24 protein-coding genes are annotated in these 19,441 nt (G+C 42.3%); 16 read left to right on the top strand and 8 right to left on the bottom strand.

Annotated elements, in window-relative coordinates:
- Positions 1–9: 9 nt before the first annotated feature.
- A complete protein-coding gene (locus DS742_RS18970) occupies positions 10–861 on the top strand; it encodes a class II fructose-bisphosphate aldolase (protein WP_117418546.1) in 852 nt (283 codons plus the stop codon).
- 103 nt (positions 862–964) lie between these two features.
- Positions 965–1,507 (top strand): hypothetical protein, encoded by a 543-nt coding sequence (locus tag DS742_RS18965; RefSeq protein WP_117418545.1) that lies wholly within the window; start codon positions 965–967, stop codon positions 1,505–1,507.
- Positions 1,508–1,509: 2 nt separating this feature from the next.
- On the opposite strand, the gene DS742_RS18960 is transcribed toward DS742_RS18965, so the two are convergent.
- The 7 genes from DS742_RS18960 to dpsA all read right to left on the bottom strand — a co-directional run bounded on the left by DS742_RS18960 (position 1,510) and on the right by dpsA (position 7,295).
- Positions 1,510–2,268 (bottom strand): ABC transporter permease, encoded by a 759-nt coding sequence (locus tag DS742_RS18960; RefSeq protein WP_117418544.1) that lies wholly within the window; start codon positions 2,266–2,268, stop codon positions 1,510–1,512.
- 16 nt (positions 2,269–2,284) lie between these two features.
- On the bottom strand, positions 2,285–3,058 hold the full coding sequence (locus DS742_RS18955) for an ABC transporter permease (RefSeq protein WP_117418543.1): 774 nt from the start codon (positions 3,056–3,058) through the stop codon (positions 2,285–2,287).
- The gene (locus DS742_RS18950; protein WP_117418542.1) at positions 3,051–3,974 is read right to left on the bottom strand and encodes an ABC transporter ATP-binding protein; all 924 of its coding nucleotides are present in this window, start codon (positions 3,972–3,974) and stop codon (positions 3,051–3,053) included. The genes DS742_RS18955 and DS742_RS18950 overlap by 8 nt, the downstream gene beginning before the upstream one ends.
- Before the next feature lie 85 nt (positions 3,975–4,059).
- Positions 4,060–4,980, bottom strand: a complete 921-nt coding sequence (locus DS742_RS18945) for a sensor histidine kinase (protein ID WP_437126185.1) — start codon at positions 4,978–4,980, stop codon at positions 4,060–4,062.
- A 9-nt stretch (positions 4,981–4,989) separates the two neighbouring features.
- A complete protein-coding gene (locus DS742_RS18940) occupies positions 4,990–5,685 on the bottom strand; it encodes a response regulator transcription factor (protein WP_117418540.1) in 696 nt (231 codons plus the stop codon).
- A gap of 173 nt (positions 5,686–5,858) precedes the next feature.
- Entirely contained in the window at positions 5,859–6,437 is a 579-nt protein-coding gene (locus tag DS742_RS18935; RefSeq protein ID WP_117418539.1) for a dipicolinate synthase subunit B, read from the bottom strand.
- A 15-nt stretch (positions 6,438–6,452) separates the two neighbouring features.
- Positions 6,453–7,295: a dipicolinate synthase subunit DpsA gene (dpsA, locus tag DS742_RS18930; RefSeq protein WP_117418538.1), complete on the bottom strand. Its 843-nt coding sequence runs from the start codon at positions 7,293–7,295 to the stop codon at positions 6,453–6,455.
- 119 nt (positions 7,296–7,414) lie between these two features.
- Here dpsA and dapA point away from each other — a divergent pair, with 119 nt between their 5' ends.
- On the top strand, positions 7,415–8,308 hold the full coding sequence (gene dapA, locus DS742_RS18925) for a 4-hydroxy-tetrahydrodipicolinate synthase (protein ID WP_117418537.1): 894 nt from the start codon (positions 7,415–7,417) through the stop codon (positions 8,306–8,308).
- 160 nt (positions 8,309–8,468) lie between these two features.
- Entirely contained in the window at positions 8,469–10,490 is a 2,022-nt protein-coding gene (locus tag DS742_RS18920; protein ID WP_170313522.1) for a methyl-accepting chemotaxis protein, read from the top strand.
- Between the two features lie 74 nt (positions 10,491–10,564).
- Here DS742_RS18920 and DS742_RS18915 read toward each other — a convergent pair whose 3' ends face one another.
- Complete coding sequence (locus DS742_RS18915) at positions 10,565–10,807, bottom strand: HPr family phosphocarrier protein (protein ID WP_117418535.1); 243 nt, start codon at positions 10,805–10,807, stop codon at positions 10,565–10,567.
- Positions 10,808–10,993: 186 nt separating this feature from the next.
- On the opposite strand from DS742_RS18915, the gene DS742_RS18910 reads away from it, so the two are divergent.
- The 12 genes from DS742_RS18910 to DS742_RS18855 all read left to right on the top strand — a co-directional run bounded on the left by DS742_RS18910 (position 10,994) and on the right by DS742_RS18855 (position 19,441).
- Positions 10,994–11,962 carry an AraC family transcriptional regulator gene (locus DS742_RS18910; RefSeq protein WP_117418534.1) on the top strand — a complete coding sequence of 323 codons (969 nt, stop codon included), beginning with the start codon at positions 10,994–10,996 and terminating at the stop codon, positions 11,960–11,962.
- Between the two features lie 93 nt (positions 11,963–12,055).
- Positions 12,056–12,460, top strand: coding sequence for a hypothetical protein (locus DS742_RS18905; protein ID WP_117418533.1), 405 nt, complete (start codon positions 12,056–12,058; stop codon positions 12,458–12,460).
- Between the two features lie 24 nt (positions 12,461–12,484).
- Positions 12,485–13,405: a DUF2156 domain-containing protein gene (locus DS742_RS18900; RefSeq protein ID WP_117418532.1), complete on the top strand. Its 921-nt coding sequence runs from the start codon at positions 12,485–12,487 to the stop codon at positions 13,403–13,405.
- Between the two features lie 3 nt (positions 13,406–13,408).
- Positions 13,409–14,458 carry a GNAT family N-acetyltransferase gene (locus tag DS742_RS18895; protein WP_117418531.1) on the top strand — a complete coding sequence of 350 codons (1,050 nt, stop codon included), beginning with the start codon at positions 13,409–13,411 and terminating at the stop codon, positions 14,456–14,458.
- Positions 14,459–14,530: 72 nt separating this feature from the next.
- The gene (locus DS742_RS18890; protein WP_117418530.1) at positions 14,531–15,262 is read left to right on the top strand and encodes an NAD-dependent protein deacylase; all 732 of its coding nucleotides are present in this window, start codon (positions 14,531–14,533) and stop codon (positions 15,260–15,262) included.
- 33 nt (positions 15,263–15,295) lie between these two features.
- The gene (locus DS742_RS18885) at positions 15,296–16,285 is read left to right on the top strand and encodes an aldo/keto reductase (RefSeq protein ID WP_117418529.1); all 990 of its coding nucleotides are present in this window, start codon (positions 15,296–15,298) and stop codon (positions 16,283–16,285) included.
- 23 nt (positions 16,286–16,308) lie between these two features.
- Positions 16,309–16,506 carry a DUF951 domain-containing protein gene (locus DS742_RS18880; protein ID WP_117418528.1) on the top strand — a complete coding sequence of 66 codons (198 nt, stop codon included), beginning with the start codon at positions 16,309–16,311 and terminating at the stop codon, positions 16,504–16,506.
- 151 nt (positions 16,507–16,657) lie between these two features.
- Complete coding sequence (rpsF, locus tag DS742_RS18875) at positions 16,658–16,945, top strand: 30S ribosomal protein S6 (protein WP_117418527.1); 288 nt, start codon at positions 16,658–16,660, stop codon at positions 16,943–16,945.
- A gap of 22 nt (positions 16,946–16,967) precedes the next feature.
- Positions 16,968–17,420, top strand: coding sequence for a single-stranded DNA-binding protein (locus tag DS742_RS18870; RefSeq protein ID WP_117418526.1), 453 nt, complete (start codon positions 16,968–16,970; stop codon positions 17,418–17,420).
- A 20-nt stretch (positions 17,421–17,440) separates the two neighbouring features.
- Positions 17,441–17,707 carry a 30S ribosomal protein S18 gene (gene rpsR, locus DS742_RS18865; protein ID WP_097004577.1) on the top strand — a complete coding sequence of 89 codons (267 nt, stop codon included), beginning with the start codon at positions 17,441–17,443 and terminating at the stop codon, positions 17,705–17,707.
- Positions 17,708–18,017: 310 nt separating this feature from the next.
- Complete coding sequence (locus DS742_RS18860) at positions 18,018–18,800, top strand: class I SAM-dependent methyltransferase (protein ID WP_117418525.1); 783 nt, start codon at positions 18,018–18,020, stop codon at positions 18,798–18,800.
- A 125-nt stretch (positions 18,801–18,925) separates the two neighbouring features.
- Positions 18,926–19,441, top strand: coding sequence for a class I SAM-dependent methyltransferase (locus DS742_RS18855; protein ID WP_117418524.1), 516 nt, complete (start codon positions 18,926–18,928; stop codon positions 19,439–19,441).

Below are 19,441 nucleotides of genomic sequence, written 5' to 3'. Positions count from 1 at the left end.
AGAAAGAAGATGCCATTAGTTACTTCGAAAGAAATGCTGCTTGATGCTCAGAAAGGCAATTATGCTGTGGGTGCCTTTAATGTGGAAAATATGGAAATGGTCATGGCAGTCGTGGAGGCTGCGCAGGAGATGCAGTCGCCTGTTATTTTACAGACCACACCTTCCACCGTTAAATATGCCGGTTTAAATCTCTATTATGCCAATGTAAAGGCAGCGGCTGAGAGAGCTTCTGTCCCTGTCGCCCTGCATCTGGATCATGGAGACAGTTTTGAACTGGCAGTCCAGGCACTGAGGGAAGGGTATACATCAATTATGATTGATGGCTCACATCTGCCATTGGGCGGGAATACCAAATTGGTCAGACGGGTTGTGGAAGCATGTCACCCCTGCAAAGTTCCGGTTGAAGCGGAGTTAGGCTGTGTCGGAGGGAAAGAAGATGATCTGGTAAATCACTGTGCCGGACTCACTGAGCCGGAGCAGGCAGTGGAATTTGTCCAGCAGACCGGTATTGATTTTCTGGCAGTAGCAATTGGAACAGCACACGGAGTATATAAAGGAACTCCCCGCATCCGTCTGGATCTTTTAAGTGAAATTAAAAAAAGAGTCTTTATTCCCCTGGTGCTTCACGGTACATCAGGTGTAGAGGATGATGTGGTGAGAAGCTGTATTCAGGAAGGAATCTGTAAGGTGAATTATGCAACCGATCTGAGGATTGCGTTCAGTGACGGGGTAAAACGGATTCTCAATGAAGATAAATCAGTCATAGACCCGAAGATTTACGGAAAAATGGGAAAAGAGCTGGTAAAGCGATATGTGCAGGATAAGATCTGGGTTTGTAAAAGCAGCGGAAGAGGATTTTAAACAGCAAACACGGGAAAAGAAAACCAGAAAGAATAATTACGGGTACTGTCTATATAATGGTAGAAATAGAAGGAATCCAGACCATTGCTGGTAAGGGGGAAGCATGATATTATCTGATGATCTGATCTGCGAGGGGTATACAATAGAACCGGTCGGGGAAGGCGACTCTGACCAGTATATGAAAATAAGAAAAGACTTCTTAAAACCATTTGTGGATCAGTATTACGGCGGCTGGGTTGAAGAGATACAGATGATCATTGCCAACGACTTGTTTCATAGAACAAGGAAAGATGCCAGCTTTTTGAAAATATTAAAGAGTGGGGAGACCATAGGATTCTTAGCTTATAAGGAACAGCCGGACCAGATCACCGATATCTCTGTTATCATGTCTGAGTCTGGTCAGGAGATAGAGCTATTGGGAGAGTTTCTTCATTTTATCACCCGGTTATCCGACCGGACTAAGAAACCTGTTTTGTTAACGGTGTATCAGTCAGCTCCTTTTGCAGATTTATACCTGGAACACGGATTTACCATTTATGGCACGTCAAGAACCCATTACCTCATGAGCTATAACATAGAGGATACCAGCGGCATGGGAGATTACAAGAACCGGATCTATGCCGCTGGTATCGGGAAAGATTCATAAAATCAGGTATAAGAAGCTTTCCCGGAATAAGGCATTAAGATCAGCTTACCTGTGAACAAAAGGATAGCGGCCATAGTTAGAACGGAAATACTGAGATTACCAGATTCAGCAGTGTTCATATAAGTTCGTGTATCAAACCGGATTATAGTCAGACCTGATAATATAGGATACAGGCTGCGGAGCGTGACGTCTTTTATAAACATAGAGCTGTATCCGAATAGAAAGGATACAACAACACCGCCCATAAAGGCGTCGCGTTTTCTGCAGGTGAAAGCAATAATGGGGAGTACTGAAATATATGTACAGATGGAAATGCCGGTCATCTGCAGAAAGCTGTTCCGTAATACGGTGGGATTAAGTCCGTTTATCCCGGTTATGAAACCCACGATTAGTGTTACAATAAAACTGTAAAAACCAAATAATATACTTATTATGCCCATCACAATCAGCTTTCCCAATACCAGTTTATGAAAACTGATTGGTATGGTAAAAATGTTTTTTAATGTATCGTCTTTATATTCACGGTTAATTAGAAAGCCTCCAATCAGGGTGAAGATTACAGGCATGAAAGTTGTAGCACTATTCCAGATGGTATGATTGAAAAGAACGGTGAAGTTAAAATCCTGTATCTGTGCTTCAGGAATCGTGACTGTCTGAGTGAATACAGAAAGGATAGCGGGAAAAGCCATGCCGATCATACCAATAAGTAAAACATAGAAACGTCTTAATTTCATAAATTCGGTTCTTATAATACAAATCATGAGGTAATGCCCTTTCTTAATATTCTCTGCCGCTATAGATCCGGATCATGCAAACAATACAAATTATGGCTTCAAGAAGAAGGATAGAAAAGCACTCGGATGTAGAGGCAAAATATTGACTGAAACGTTGATAAAATGCAGTCTGAACGTCTCCTGACGGTGTGTAAAACTGATAGAGCCACCGAAAGATCATGGGGACAGGCATAAGTGTTCCGGTATGAAATCCTATGGGCTGCATCATGATATGATCGCTGAAATGCATGGTATAGTTTAAAAGCGTATAGAAAAAAACAATGATAACGGATAGAATAGAACTTTTATTAAACCAGACCACCAGTACAATGCAGGGAAGGGAAGCAGCCCACATCAGCATGCCGGTTGATGCGGTCAGATAAAATTGAAAAAGTGGCTGAACCACGGGGATATCCTGGGAAACAGCATAAATAGTGCTGATGAAAAAACCTGTAATTTGAAATGCAATTGAAAATATCAGTAATACCAGCAGTTTAACAAGCACCAGTTTTATTTTTGAAACGGGAATACAGAGCAGATTTTTAAGTGTGTTGTTTTCCAGTTCTGCGAAAAATAAGTTCACAGCCAGGATAATGAGCAGAGGCATTAAAAATAAAAAAGCATTGTCCTCCCTGACTCCGGATTGGATATCTGCAAAATCTGGTTCAGCCAGAATTGCTGCATTAAAAAAAGGAAAAATAAAGGCGGCCAGTATTCCCAGTGTAAAAATCCGCTTCCTTTTAAATTTTAAAAATTCTGCATAGACAAGATTAACCAATTCCCGCACCTCCTGTTATACGCCTGAAGTAATCCTCCAGAGTGTCTTCACAGGTATGTACTTCAGAAACCTCTATACCATTTTCTATTAATGTGCGGTTTATTAAAGCCGCAGAAAGCTGTTTTTCATACACACGTATGCTATGGTCCTTTTCTGCCGTAAAGTTTTCTGTGTTAAAATTCATTTCCAGGATTCTGGCAGCCTGAGAAGTATCTGAAACTATAAAATGCATGTATTTGCTGTTTTTTTCTTCCAGTTCAGAAAGACTTTCTTCCTCCAGCAAAACACCATGGTCGATAATTCCGATGTCATCTGCAAGTAAAGATATTTCTGACAGGATGTGGCTGGATATTAATATTGTTTTCTTTTTTAAGTGGCAAAGATCCCGGATAAAAGAACGCATTTCAGCAATTCCGATGGGGTCAAGACCATTAATCGGCTCGTCTAAAATTAACAGCTCCGGATCATGCATAATTGCAAGGGCAATGGCGAGACGCTGTTTCATTCCCAGCGAGTATTGAGAAAACAGCTTTTTGTCATGATAAGGCAGTCCTACAATTTCCAGAGCACTTTGAACTGCGTTGCGCGTTGGGGTTCCTCTAAGCAGTGCGAAAATTTTTAAATTTTCCGTCCCGGTCAAATTTGGATAAAATCCAGGTGCTTCTATCAGACTTCCGATGCGGGGCAATATTTTTTTGGCATCCTCTTTTATATTTTTTCCAAATATCCGTATTTCTCCCGATGAGGGGGTTATTAAGTTCAGAAGCAGTTTCATTGTTGTGGTCTTACCGGCTCCGTTGCGGCCAAGCAGTCCATAAATGCGCCCTTGCTTTACATGCAGGTTTAAGTTGTTAACGCTTTTTTGATCTCCATATTGTTTTGTAAGATTTTTCGTTTCAATGATCAATTCACCCAATTCAAAAAACCTCCTCTCTCATTGAAATTATTCTAATACCGGAACCTTGCATAAACCTTGCCGCTGCCTTGCAATAACCTTGCAATCAGTCTGGGGCAGCTGGAAAACAAATAATAAAAGCGGTATCATGATCTGACTTACTCTTTACATCAATCCAGCCATTCATTTTTTCAGTCAGCTGTCTCGCAATTGATAATCCCAACCCACTGCCTTTGTCAGAACGTTCTTTATCGCACTTATATAACCGTTCAAAGATATGCGGTAAGTCAGCCGGGTCAATTCCAATTCCATTGTCTTCAATTTGAATTGTAATATCGGATTGTTTTTTTGATATCTGTATTGTTATTTTTGATGCATGACTGTGCTTTATAACATTTTGAATAAGATTGTTGATAATCCGTTCATAACCATCAGGGTCGGCATGAATGAAAACCGGTTTTTCCGGGATATCTATTTCATACTGGATCTGATTTTCTTCAAAGACAGGTATCCAGTTTATCAGTATATTCCGTGTCAGTTCTGCAAGCTGGATTTTTTCTGAAGATAAAGTGAATTCGTTGGAGTTTAACTTAAACCAGTCAAACAAAAGATCAATATATTCCTTAAGACTGTACGCTTTTAACCTTGCCGTCTCAATATAGTTTACATGCTCCTCCGGACCGGCGATGCCCCTGTGCACCGCATCTAAATACCCAATCAGAGTAGTAAGCGGAGTTCGTACATCATGGGAAAGGCTGGTCACAAGCTGGCGGTTTGCTTCATCTGCTGCTTTAAGTTTATAGATCTGTTCCTCGTAGCAATAAACAATTCCATTTAATTTGTAGGAAAGCTCTGCAGTCAGATCATTACGGGGAGCCAGAATTTTTCGGTTCCCGTTCCCAGCCTGTATATCTGATAAAGCTTCTGCCATTTCCCGCAGCTGCCTCCTGACCGCTGTTAACTGAGTAAGCCAGACCGTTCCGCTAAGGACTGATATACATAAAAGGAAGCTTAGAACGAATGTCAATGCCAACGCTTACACCTCCTTATTAAAGCGGTAACCAATTCCTTTGATTGTCTGAATATAGAAAGGCGCTCCCGGATCCGGTTCAATCTTTTTCCGAAGCCGGCTTATAATGGCCATGATATTGCTGTCATCGTAAACATACGTTTCTTTCCAGACCTCTTCATATATCTGCTGTTTTGTTAATATTCTGCCCTGGTTTTTTGCACAGAAAAGTAAAACATCAAACTCTTTTGGCGGTAAATCAAAGGTTCCATTTTTGGTCGTTACACTTCGGCTGTCAAAGTCTATACTCAATCCTTCATATATAAGCGGACGGTAACCGTTTCCTGCTCCATTAAAACGGGTGTATCTGCGGATTAGTGATATAATCCGGGCAATTAATTCTTCCATATTAAAAGGTTTTGTCAGATAATCATCGGCACCGGAGCGGAGACCGTAAATTTTTGAGGTGGTGTCATCTTTGGAAGTCAGCATGAGAATTGGAATATTACTTTTGCTGCGGATTTTCTCCAGCGTCTGGAATCCATCAAGTCCAGGCATCATCACATCCAGAAGAATGAGGTGATATTCCTTTTTTTCAAGCATTGCCAGTCCAGCCATGCCGGATTGGCAGTAATCTGCGTTTATTGCTTCTTTAGCAGCACATTCTTTAATTAAAGTACACAAATCTCTGTCATCGTCAATTATTAAAATATGGCAGTCCAAATTTATCCCCCTTATACGAACCGTTTTACTAAAATGGATATTCATGGTTTAAGTGTAAGCGCAGAAATGGATAAATTCAAGAGAATTGATTTTATAATATAAATAAAATCCTCCCCCGGCAGAGCGGGGGAGGGGTATATAAGTCATTTTTGTTGTACGGATTAACCGCGGCTCTAAATAATTACCGGCTGAATCTGCCTTCCATCAAGCGCATATTCCAGAGTTTTACAGATCAGTTCCGTGCGGGCAATCATGGAATTCGGTTTCTTTACAGGATTATCCTGGCCGAAGGGTACAAAATAAATATTCTTCACATTGTAAAGAATACCGATATTTTTGAAATTCATTCCAAGAGCATCATTTGTGGAAAGGGAGATAACCAGGGGTTTTTCGTTCCTTAAATGTGCTTTTGCAGCCATGAGAACCGGTGAGTCGGTAATTCCATTTGCCAGCTTTGCCAGCGTATTGCCGGTGCAGGGGGCAATAAGAAGGATATCTAAATATCCTTTGGGGCCGATGGGTTCGGCTTCCTCCAGCCGGAGAATAGGCTTATTACCGGCTATTTCAGTAATCCGGTCCATAAATTCTTTCGTGCTGCCAAATCGGGAATCTGTAGTCTGGACATTGGACGAAAAAATGGGATAGATATCGGCTCCCTGTTCTGCCAGAACCTTGATTTCTTCTTCTATTTTGTCAAAAGTACAAAAGGACCCGGTAATTGCCAGGCCAACTTTCTTTCCTTCCAGTTTCATATTGCACTCCTTTGCCTAGACAGTTTGAGATAAACAGGTGAGAATCGCTTCATACAGAATTTTCGCTGAGGTTTCGGGAGCATAGATTCCAGGGAGGCCAAGGCATAGCTTTGCACGGATTCCCTGCTGTCTGCAGGCTTCAAAATCCACACCACCGGGGGCAGAGGCAATATCAATAATGACTGCCTGCCGCGCTGCCAGAAAGACAAGCTCCTCATCGATGATCAGTGCTGGTATGGTGTTGAAGATATAGTCGTAGCTGCCTATTTCTTTTTTTAAATCACTTAGTAAAACAGTCTGAAAACCCATGGCTGAAGCAAGGGCCAGCTGGTTTGCTCTTCTTCCCGCGATGGTGATAGTAAGGTCAAGGCCTTTTAGCTTAAGTGCCAGGGTTTTGGCACATCTTCCGAAGCCGGTAATCAGGCATTTACTCTGGTGGAGGCAGCCGGGGCTTAACCGGATGGCTTCCGCGACAGCGCCTTCTGCAGTTGCAATGGTGTTTTTTATGGTGACATCTTCCATATCCATATAGTCGAAGCAGCTAATTTCATTTTTTCTGGCATAATCTTTTACGTATGCCGGAATGCTGCCTCCAAACAGGATATGGCCGGAGGTAAGATGGCTTAAGAGATTGCCAATTCCAAGGTCGTTCATTTCATGGTCAGAAAAAAGGCTGATTTTATCCTTGGTGAACGGTATGGGACAGAGAATAATATCGCAGCTTTCCATGGCTTCCTTCAGTGAGAAGTCCGGATCATCTCCGTCAGAATGAAGAACATTAAAAAAGCCGTTTTCAGTTAAAATGCGGCTTAAATAAAGCTGTCTTGAGTCGCCGCCTAATAGAAGAAATTTATGCATACGGTCATCACTCCTTATACTGGTTTATATGATAAAAAAAATGATTTGTGTATGGTACCAACCGGGAATGTTTGTCATATTTTTGTTAGTATGAACCTATTTTTTAGGAATGAATGTCTATGAATGATGGGATTTTTAAAGGCTCTGCTGCAGCCATTGTCACCCCCATGGACCAACATGGGAATTTGGATCTTACGGCTATGGAACGGCTGTTGAAATTTCAGCTGGAAAATGGTACAGACGCGATTGTTGTAAACGGAACGACAGGAGAATCCTCTACTCTGGAAGAGAAGGAAAAGACTGAGCTGCTGGAATTTGTGGTGCATTATGTTAATCACAGGGTACCTGTAATAATGGGAACGGGAAGCAATTCCACGTCAAATTCCGTGAGGCTCTCCAGGAAGGCACAATCATTGGGAGCATCAGCGCTTTTGCTGGTCACACCGTACTATAACAAAACATCCCAGCATGGACTGGTGGAGCATTTTAATACCATAGCGGACCGCGTGGATATTCCCATAATCCTGTATAACGTACCCACGCGAACAGGGGTTAATATTGAACCGGAGACCTATTTAAAGCTTTCAAAGCACCCCAATATAAGGGCGGCTAAAGAGGCAGGGGGGAATATCTCCCATATCGCAAAAGTGGCGGCCCTGTGCGGGGACCGGCTGGATCTGTACTCAGGAAATGATGATCAGACTGTACCGATTATGTCTCTTGGGGGAAAAGGAGTGATCTCAGTCCTGGCAAATATCATGCCTCTTCAGATGCACACAATGTGTGAACTGTTTTTTGAAGGACAGATTAAAAAGAGCAGGGATATGCAGCTGGAGCTGCTGCGGATCATGAATGCCATGTTTATGGATGTGAACCCTGTTCCTGTGAAAGCGGCGTTGTCCTTACTGGGACTGTGCGAGGAGAAATACAGGCTGCCTCTGGTTCCGCTGAAAGAAACGGATAAAGAAAAATTAAGAGAGATCATGGAATCTTATTTCCTGATACAATCTTAATATAGGAAAGCGGGACGGTTGAGATAAAACAGACCGTCCTGCTGATTTTTAATTAGAAAATTAATCCATTTCCTTATATTATTAATTGATATTTTTAGCAGTTGCGATCCAGAAAGCCCCATGCTATATTATAGTATAATTATGGGGAGAAAGGATGTCTATGATAAACAAGAGAAAAAAACGCATATTTACAAAACTGCTCTTTGGGATTTCAGCTCCAGTCATAGTAATTTTAATTTTATCAGGATTTCTTATTACTATGCAGGTTGGAAAGAGCATGGAACATCAGTCTACGGAAAATCTTAATTCGGCATCCTTAGCTGCGGCAAACCAGGTGGATTCGTTTCTGACTTTTTACCTGGCGGAGATGAAGAGTGCGGCAGCGAGCCAGCAGGTGGAATCGTATTTAAAGAATGCCACCGGAAAAGTGAGAATGCCGGACAGTGAGGGATATCCGGAGATTAAGAAAACGCTTGATAAGCTGCAGGCGACAGATAAGGATAACATTCTCGCTGCATGGATCGCAGATCTGGATTTAAGCCAGGTAACACAGTCGGACAACTTCACATCGGATGATGGCTGGGATATCTCAGGAAGGCCCTGGTACCGGGCCATGGAGCTGGATCACCCTATATTGACGGAGCCCTATGTGGATGCCAGTACAGGAGGAGTCATTGTCAGTGCAGTCTGCGGAGTTTTTGACAGCAGCACCGGAAAACCCCTTGGTGTGATGGGACTGGATATTAAGCTGTCCCAGCTTGTCACAATCATGAGTGATTACAAGATCGGAACAGATGGATTTGTGGTTCTGGCTACAGAGGGTGGACAAATCGTATATCATCCGAACAATGATATCATTCAGAAGAACGTTACGGAAACGGACATGTCTGATAATATAAAACAGGCGATAACCGGACAGGCAGCAGGCAGCTATGAGTATACGATGAATAAGGAAGAGTATTTTGGGGCTGTAAACCGGGTTGGGGACTCCGGCTGGCTTGTACTTTCAAGTATTCCAAAGTCAGAATTGCTTGCTTCCCGTATGGCTGTGACTGCAACAATTACAACTGTCTTCCTGCTGGGATCGGTATTGCTTGTATTATTAATTATCCTCATTTCCAGGGGCATGACGAAACCGCTTAGAAAACTGTCTTATGTTGCAGAACAGATTGCAGAAGGCAGGCTGGATCTTGCCATGGAGAACTTTGATAATGATGAAATTGGTATGGTTGCTGCTTCCTTGGGCAATACAGTATTGCAGCTGAGAGATTATGTAAACTATATTGATGAAATTACTTCTGTTCTCAATCAGATTGCAGACAGGAATCTGGTGTTCCAGCTGGAATACGATTATAAAGGGAATTTTGAAAAGGTGAAGAATGCCCTGCTTAAAATCCGCAGTACACTGACCGTAACGATGGAAAGGATAGTATCTGCTTCGGATCAGGTCGCTTATGGATCGCAGAACATATCCGCCAGCTCACAGGCTCTTGCCCAGGGGGCAACAGAGCAGGCCAGTGCGGTAGAAGAACTGGCTGCTACCATCAATGATATCTCCCATAATATTGATAAGAATGCCCAGGATTCCACCAGTGCCAATGCGCAGGCGGTTGCCGCCACCGGAGAGCTGGAGACCAGCAGCAGACATATGGAAGCTCTGGTTACTGCCATGGAGGAAATCAGTGAAAATTCCAGGGAGATCAGCAAAATTATAAGAACCATAGAAGATATTGCGTTCCAGACTAATATTCTGGCACTGAATGCGGCTGTGGAAGCGGCGCGTGCAGGAGAAGCGGGAAAAGGATTTGCTGTTGTAGCCGATGAAGTCCGCAACCTGGCGTCAAAAAGTTCGGAAGCGGCTCAGAATACCACACATCTCATTGAAGGTTCGATTCAGTCCGTTATGAATGGCTCCAGTCTGGTGAAGGACGCCGCAGAATCCCTGTCAACAGCGGTAGAGAGCACCCGTTCTGTTTCCGAGATGATTGAACGGATCTCGGAAGCTTCTGTGAGGCAGTCTGAAGCAATCCGCCAGGTCACTGCAGGTATCGATCAGATCTCAGCAGTGGTACAGAATAACTCAGCAACAGCAGAGGAAAGTGCAGCTGCAAGCAAAGAACTGTCTGATATGGCAATTGCATTAAAAGAACTGGTAGATGAATTTCAATTAGACCAGCATTAAAATAAGAGGTTGTCGGAAACTAACAGATTATGGTTAGTTTTTGACGGCCTCTTGTTTGCTTTTTTAAGTATCGGTCAGGCGGTTTTTTGATCTACCAGAAAGGCGGATAACGATTCCAGAACCTCATCATGGCTGTTGTTGTAAATGATCAGTTCCAGATCGGTGTCTGAACAGAGTGTCATAATACCCAAAATGGATTTGGCATCGATGATAATACTGCCTCTGCAGATGTCCATATCACAATCAAACTGGTTCGCTGTCTTTACAAATGCAGTTGCTTCTTCAAGGTTAGTTAAACGTATCGGATATTTTTTCATATGTCGTACCTCTTGCGGATTGTTATGATTGTATTAAAATGAATACATCACTAGATTATAGGATCTGTTTGATAAATAAACTATGTCCAAATTTGTATAAAAACCGTCTTTTCTTGCAAATACTGCAAAAAAGGTGATATAATGAACCGGGGGAAGGGCATGTGAGTCTGCCGTTTGGAGGTTAATATGGATGAAGAACTTCTGAAATTTTTAAGGAACACATCGGAAGAAAAAAACGGTATTATCAAAGATGCATCTTCAATTTTATCATATTGTATAAAAGAAGGGAAAAGTAATGTAGTGGATAAGGATCTTGTTATTGAATCCGGGAGGCTGATGGATCTTTACTGCCAGCCGCCGCATATAGCGATTCCTGATCACAGCCACAATTATGTGGAACTGGTTTATATGTACAGCGGTTCCACCACTCAGGTAATTAATAAAACCAAACGAATTGTACTGGAGACTTATGATCTCCTTCTTTTAAGGCAGGGCACCAGCCATGCGATTGAGCCTGCAGGCGAGGGTGACATAGCGGTTCATTTTTTCCTCATGCCGGAGTTTTTTTCCCACCCGTCTTTAATTACGGAGGATGGAAGCATTTTGAGACATTTTATTGCAGGTGCGTTGTCGGAAAATCATTCGGTAGCGGATTATCTCCATTTCCGGCTCCAGGACATCCTGCCCGCCAGGAATCTTCTGGAGAATATGATCTGGTCTCTTATGGTGGAGAAAAAGTGCAGACAGGAGATTAATCAGGCGACGATGTCCATGCTGATTATGGAACTGCTTCATGATGCGGATAAGGTGGAATCCCATGATGTGATTCAGTATGAGGAGCAGATTGCCTTAACTGCATACCAGTATCTGGAAAGTCATTATTCCACTGCCACATTGGAGGAATTCTCCTTAAAGGTCATGCAGCCGTCCTATTATGTAAGCCGCCTGTTTAAGAGGTATTATCAGATGACGTTTACTGAATGCCTACAGCTGATCCGGCTTTGCAGGGCTGCTAACTGCCTGACTGCATCCTGTAAACCTGTAGAAGAAATTATACAGGAAATCGGATATGAAAACAGCAGTTATTTTCATCGCCTGTTTAAAGAACGTTATGGTCTGACACCGAAACAGTACCGGGATAAGTTCAGGAATTAATTCTGAAAAGATTATGAAATATCCGTTCATAACATTGACTTTGGCTGGATAGCTTATTATAGTTAAGTCAAAGAAAAGGGGCGATACTATAGCATGAATCAAATGAGAGATCAGTTTATAAGGTTTATGACAGGAAGATATGGCGCTGATAAGCTGGGACGGTTTTTAACAGCAGCAGCATTTGTTTTATTTGTAGCAGGCCTGTTTATACGCAATCCCCTGGTGGATTTCATTGCGGTGGCTGTCCTGATATTAAGCTACTACCGTATGTTTTCAAGAAATATCAGGAAACGTTTTGAGGAAAACCAGAAGTTTGAACGCTTTTGTTTTAAAATAACGGAAACATTCCGCAGATTGCGTTTCCGGTTTCAGCAGGGCATGAAGTTTCATATTTACAAATGCCCCGGCTGCGGACAAAAAATCAGGGTACCAAGGGGTAAGGGGAAAATAAAAATCCATTGTCCCAGGTGTAATACTGATTTTATTAAGAAAAGCTAGTGATCAATATAGAAGGGAATAATTATGAATTTACAATTTAAGCCGATAGAGGCAAACGATGTTGAAAAGATAACTCCATTTTATGCCCTGCGGCCAAATAAGACCTGTGATAGCGTATATCTGGATTGTTTTATCTGGAGAGAGTACTATCATGTGAAGTACGCAATCAGCGGCAATAAAGCGCTGCAGTTTTTAATGGAAAAGGATGGCGAGCCATTTACAGCTATGCCTATGTGCCGGGAGGAAGACCTTCCTTATTATTTCAATGAGATGAAAGAATATTTTAATGAGGTTTTAAAAAAGCCTCTCAGGATCTCTCTGGCAGATGAGGCTGCTGTTCAGTATTTGAATCTGGATCCTGATAAGTTTGAGGTAAAAGAGGTTGAGGACTTAAAGGATTATCTTTACGATGCGGAATCATTACGCACACTGGCCGGGAAGAAACTTCACAAAAAGAAAAATCATCTGAATTCCTTTTTAAAGGAATATGATGGAAGATACGAGTACCGGACACTCTGCTGTTCAGACCGGGACAGTGTGGTGGAATTCTTAAATACATGGTGGGAGAACAAGGTGGAAGCCGCGGAGTTTACCCGCCAGCTGGATTTTGAAGTTATGGGAATTCACAATATCTTAAAGAACTGCTCTTTTTTAAATGTAAGAATGGCAGGCGTCTTTATAGACGGAGTATTAAAGGCATTTACCATAGGAAGCTACAACCCATATGAAAAAATGGCTGTTATTCATATCGAAAAAGCCGATCCTAATGTGAAAGGTCTCTACCAGTTTATTAACCAGCAGTTCATAACCCACGCCTATCCGGAAGAGCTGTTACTGGTAAACAGGGAAGATGATGTGGGAATGGAAGGTTTAAGAAAAGCGAAGATGTCTTATTATCCAGTTGATTTTGCAAGAAAATACTCAGTGGTACAGAAGGGTTTCTAAACTATGGTACGGTATTTGAAGCAGGAAGAAAAAAGTGAAAGCCGGGCGTTATGGGAAAAAGTTTTTTCTGAGGATACCAAGAGCTTTCTGGATTATTATTATTCGGACAGAGTCCGGAAGAACAAGATTTTGACTGCATGGAGCGGTGATCAGGCAGCTGCAATGCTCCATCGTAATCCCTATGAGGTGGTAGTGAAAGACCGTATATGGAAGGTGGATTATATTGCGGGAGTGGCTACTGATCCGGCATTCCGTCATCAGGGTTATATGAGAAGGCTGCTTGCCCGGTGCTTTTTGGATATGTATATGGAACGGATGGAATTTTGTTTTTTGGTTCCGGTTGATCCTGCCATCTACCATCCCTTTGATTTTACCTATATCTGCGATCTGCCAAAGCGGGTGCTGAACGAAAAGGGCAGAACCCGGTTAAGCCGCCGTGCTTTTATGGAACGGTCTGATGACTGTAAGGAGGCTGCAAGGTTTGTGGGCCGCCAGCTGGAAAAAAAGTATGAGGTATATGCTCACAGAGATGAGGAGTATTACCGGAATTTATGCAGAGAAGTAAGAAGCGACAGCGGAGATATGATTCTTCTTTTTACCAGAGATGAAAGAGAGAGGCTTGCCGGAGTCTGGGCTTATTACGGAGAGCTTGCAGAAAATCAGAGAGAGCTCATTGTTCTTGGGGATTATGTAAAAGAAGTCGGTAACTTAAGGCCTGCTGTTATGGGACGTATTATTCATCTCGAGCAGTTTGTTAAAGTGATCAGACTGAAAGAGGATTGCCCTGTCAGCGAGATGGAACTGTTTATTGAAGTAAAAGATGATTTTATACGTCAGAACAGCGGTGTATTTCTGTGGAGGATTAAAAAAGACGGCTCTGTTATGACTCCGGTATCAGAGAATAATAAGATAAAACCGCACCTGTTTATGGGAATCAGTGAACTGACTTCCTGGCTTTTTGGATATGAAAAACCGGAGGTTCCGGAAAACCGGCAGACGATGATAGATCGGATAAGACCTTTAAATGGCGTGTTTTTCGATGAAATAACCTGATTTTCAGCTGTTGGAAATCAGTTACGGGCGGATTCAGATGAATCCGCCCCTGCAAGTTGGAGGGTTAAAATCATGAATGAACAAAGTCTGTTAAAGGACTGGATCAATGAAAGCCGCAATATTGTATTTTTCGGCGGTGCAGGGGTATCGACTGAAAGCAGCATTCCTGATTTCAGGGGTGTGGACGGACTTTATCATCAGGAGTATCGGTATCCTCCGGAAACCATCATCAGCCGCAGCTTTTACCGGTCTAATCCTGGTGAGTTTTACCGTTTTTATAAAAACAAGATGCTGTTTCCTGAGGCAAAGCCCAATCCGGCTCATATAGCCCTTGCAAAGCTGGAGGAGATGGGAAAATTAAAGGCAGTTATTACTCAGAATATCGACGGACTTCATCAGGCAGCAGGAAGTAAGAATGTGCTGGAACTTCATGGATCGGTCAGGAGAAACCATTGTACCAGATGTATGAAATTTTTTACACTGGAAGAGCTGCTTTCTTCCATGGGAGAGGATGGGATTCCAAGGTGCAGCTGCAGCGGGCTGATCAAGCCGGATGTGGTGTTATACGAAGAAAGTCTGGACGAAGATGTGCTCAGCCGGTCTGTGGCTTACATCTCTCATGCAGACATGCTTATTGTAGGAGGAACTTCTCTGACGGTCTATCCGGCAGCCGGACTGATTGATTATTACAGAGGAAATAAGATGGTGCTCATTAACAAAACCGTTACCCCGATGGATGACAAAGCGGATCTGGTGATCAGCGGGAGCATCGGGGAAGTGCTCTGCGATGCAGTCGGGGTATGAAGAACGGTCCAGGATTAAAAGGAGAAAAAAACGATGTATCAGGCAGCAGAAAACAGATATAATACTATGAAATATAAGCGTTGCGGAAGAAGTGGGGTCATGCTTCCCATGGTATCTCTGGGGTTATGGCAGAATTTTGGACTGGAGAAGCCATTATCAGAGCAGAGAGAAATTCTTTTAAGGGCATTTGACATGGGAATCACCCATTTTGACCTGGCAAACAACTACGGATTTCCAGCTCCTGGAAAGGCAGAAGAGAACTTTGGAATGATTTTAGAGAGTGATCTGCTTCCATACCGGGATGAGCTTATTATTTCGACAAAAGCCGGATACGATATGTGGCCTGGTCCCTATGGAAACTGGGGCTCCAGAAAATATCTGATGTCCAGCCTGGATCAGAGTCTGAAACGTATGGGCCTGGAATATGTAGACATATTCTACCATCACAGACCAGACCCTGAGACTCCTTTAGAGGAGACCATGGGAGCTTTGGCAGATATTGTAAAACAGGGAAAGGCACTTTATGCGGGGATATCCAATTATGGTGAGCAGGAAGCGGTGGAAGCGATTTCCATGTTAAGAGACATGGGAGTGCCGTGCCTCATTGATCAGCCAAGATATAACATGCTGGAACGGGGAGCGGAGAACGGTCTGTTTGGGGCTCTGCTTGAGCAGGGAACCGGCTGTATCTGCTACAGTCCCCTTGCCCAGGGCGCATTGACAAACCGGTATTTAAATGGTATCCCGGATGATTCAAGGGCTGCCAGAAAGGGAACGACCATCGGCGGACGATATCTGACTGAGGAAAGGATGAATCAGATTAAGAGCCTTGATGTGCTGGCTGGAAAGAGAGGCCAGACACTGGCACAGATGGCGCTTTCCTGGGTTCTCCGGGAACCTGCTGTGACATCGGTTTTAATAGGAGCCAGCAGTGTAAAGCAGCTGGAAGATAATGCAGCCTGTCTGGAGAATCTGTCATTTACTGAACAGGAGCTGAAGGAAATTGATATTATATTAAAATAGCGTGTACGGGACAGGTGTATGGTATGATTTATGAAGTTGGAGATGTTGTAAAATTAAAAAAGCAGCATCCATGCGGGAGCCAGGAATGGGAAATCCTGCGTGTTGGGGCGGATTTTCGCTTGAAATGCATGGGCTGTGGTCACATGATTATGGTACCAAGGAAGCTGGTAGAGAAGAATACCAGGGGATTAAAGGGTAAAGATGGACAGCCAAAGTCATAAAATCCTTATAATAAAAGAAAAATGTGCTGAAAGTGGGAAAAGGACTTGCTTTTATCAAAGATTTCCGGTATAATACTGTACCGTGACATATATTAATCCTTGCTCCTGTAACTGAAGGCAGGGGCCAGAGACCACAAGGAGGTAAACAAGCATGAACAAATATGAATTAACCGTTGTTCTGAACGCAAAGCTCGAAGATGAAGAGAGAGCAGCTGCCATGGAAAAAATTAATGGTTACATTACTCGTTTCGGCGGCACTGTAACTGGCGTTGATGAATGGGGTAAGAAGAGATTAGCTTACGAAATTCAGAAAATGAAAGAAGGATTCTACTACTTCATCAAATTTGATGGCGCGTCCACAACACCGAACGATTTAGAAGAAAACGTTCGTATTATGGAGCCGGTTATCAGATACTTATGCGTGAAACAAGAAGCATAATAGATAAAGAAAGCGTGATCGTATGAACAGAGTAATCCTTATGGGCAGATTGACCCGTGATCCAGAAGTAAGATATTCCCAGGGCGAGCGTGCTATGGCCATCGCAAGGTATACCCTTGCTGTTGATCGCAGAAGCCGCAGAAGTCAGGACGGCAATGAGCAGACCGCTGATTTTATCAACTGCGTTGCATTTGACAGAGCAGGCGAGTTTGCAGAGAAGTATTTCCGTCAGGGTATGAGAGTACTGATTTCCGGAAGGATCCAGACTGGAAGTTATACGAATAAAGACGGCGTTAAAGTATATACAACCGATATCGTTGTAGAAGATCAGGAATTCGCAGACAGCAAGGGCGGCGCTCCGGGTGAAGGCGGCGGCTATCAGCCAACCTCCAGACCAGCTCCCTCCAGTGCAATCGGCGATGGATTTATGAATATCCCGGATGGAGTCGAAGACGAAGGACTTCCATTCAACTAAATCTAACAGGAGGTATACCAATGGCATTTAACAGGAATGATAAAGCTGATGGCGCTAAGATGAGAAGAGGCGGCATGCGCAGAAGAAAAAAAGTATGCGTATTCTGCGGCGAGAAGAATGGCGTTATCGATTATAAAGATGTAAATAAATTAAAAAGATACGTGTCTGAAAGAGGAAAAATTCTTCCCAGACGTATCACTGGCAACTGTGCAAAGCATCAGAGAGCACTGACTGTTGCAATCAAGAGAGCTAGACATATCGCTCTTATGCCTTACACTATGGAGTAAATCCTTATTTTATAAGGGTTTGTGAGTTGGGTAAGGGAGTATTACTCAAAATTTACTCAAATCGGGATGATTTTCCCGGGCGGTTTACCGGCTGGGGAAAGAGTTTCGTGATATGGAAAGACTTCGCATGAGAGTGTGGGGTCTTTTTTTGTCGTGTGCCAGTCGTTATTAGGTTGGCTAAGGAGCTCAAGTAATAGAACTCCAGGTGAAAAAATTATTACAATGTCTATGGAAATATATGGATAAAAATGATAAGCTTACACATAAGTAATTTAGATGTTTTAGTTCAAATATCTGTTAGGGGGATTCTATGTCAGTGATTCATGGATTGGAGTGGACCTTTAATACTGAGGCAGAAAAGTATGAAAAAATGCGTCCAGGGTATGTTCCGGAGTTATACGAGGATATTTTTAATTATATTCCAATTAATAAGACAAGTAATGTTGTGGAAGTTGGAATTGGGGGAGGCCAGGCAACTCTGCCGATTTTAAAAACAGGTTGTTACCTGACAGCTGTGGAGTATGGTTCGAATTTAGCTGAATTATGCCGAAAAAAATTTAGGGAATTTCCTAAGTTTTCAATGGTGACGGCAAAGTTTGAGGACTTTGAATGCGATGATAATACATGTGATTTAATATATTCAGCATCGGCGTTTCATTGGATACCAGAGGAGGTTGGATACAAAAAGGTTTTTAATCTGTTAAAAAGCGGTGGTGTTTTTGCCCGTTTTGCCAATCACCCGTATAAAGATAAAGAGAGAGAGGAAATACATGAAGCTATTCAGAAGATTTATTCTGTATATATGCCTGATACTCTAAGTAATGATGAGTACAGTGAAAACGATGCTGAAAAACGTGCTGATTTAGCTGGGAAATATGGCTTTATTGATATAAGTTTCAAATTATATCATAGAACAAGAACATTTACTGCAAAAGAATATACATCTCTTATTGGCACTTATTCTGATCATATTGCAATCGAAGAGTGTACAAGAAGTAAGTTCTTTTCTGAAATTGAATCTGCTATAGATAATTTGGGTGGTAAAATTACTATATATGATACGATTGATTTACAGCTTGCAAGGAAACCGTAGGCTTAATTGTGTATAGGCAGGAAGAAAGGAGCGGGAAAAGAATGATAAAATATATAATTATTTAAAAATTACAGATTGATTCAAAATCTTATAAGTGTGGGGAAATCAGATTAGGGGATAGGCTTATGGACCAGGATATAATTAATTATTATAAAGCATACGACGAAGAAGGAAGGTTGTTTAGAAACAATAGTCATAAGATAGAATGGCTGACCAGTATGCATTATTTAAAGAAATTTATTAAAAAAGAGTCTTTGATATTAGACGGCTGTGCGGGGACAGGAAATTATGCTTTCCCTTTAGCTGAGTTGGGATATAATGTTGTTGCAGGAGATATAGTTCCTGGTAATATTGAGGTTATTAGGAACAAGCAAAAGAATAATCCTGTATTAAAAGATATTTATGTCGGAAGTATGCTGGATCTTACCAGGTTTTGTAACGAAAGTTTTGATGCAGTTTTATGTATGGGGGCATTTTATCATACTGATGATGAGATAAGACCCCGCATAATGAAAGAATGCCTGCGTGTATTAAAACCGGACGGATTGCTGGCTGTTTCTTATATCAATACGATGGCTGGCGTAATTGCCGGGTTGGATGATGGTTTAAAGAACATGGATGAGGTGACAAACTATAAATAG

Origin of the sequence: Lacrimispora amygdalina, assembly GCF_003432035.1 — a bacterium.
Classification (GTDB): Bacteria; Bacillota; Clostridia; order Lachnospirales; family Lachnospiraceae; genus Lacrimispora; species Lacrimispora amygdalina.
Note: the sequence above shows the minus strand (reverse complement) of the source record. Positions and strands in the feature narration are given on the sequence as shown.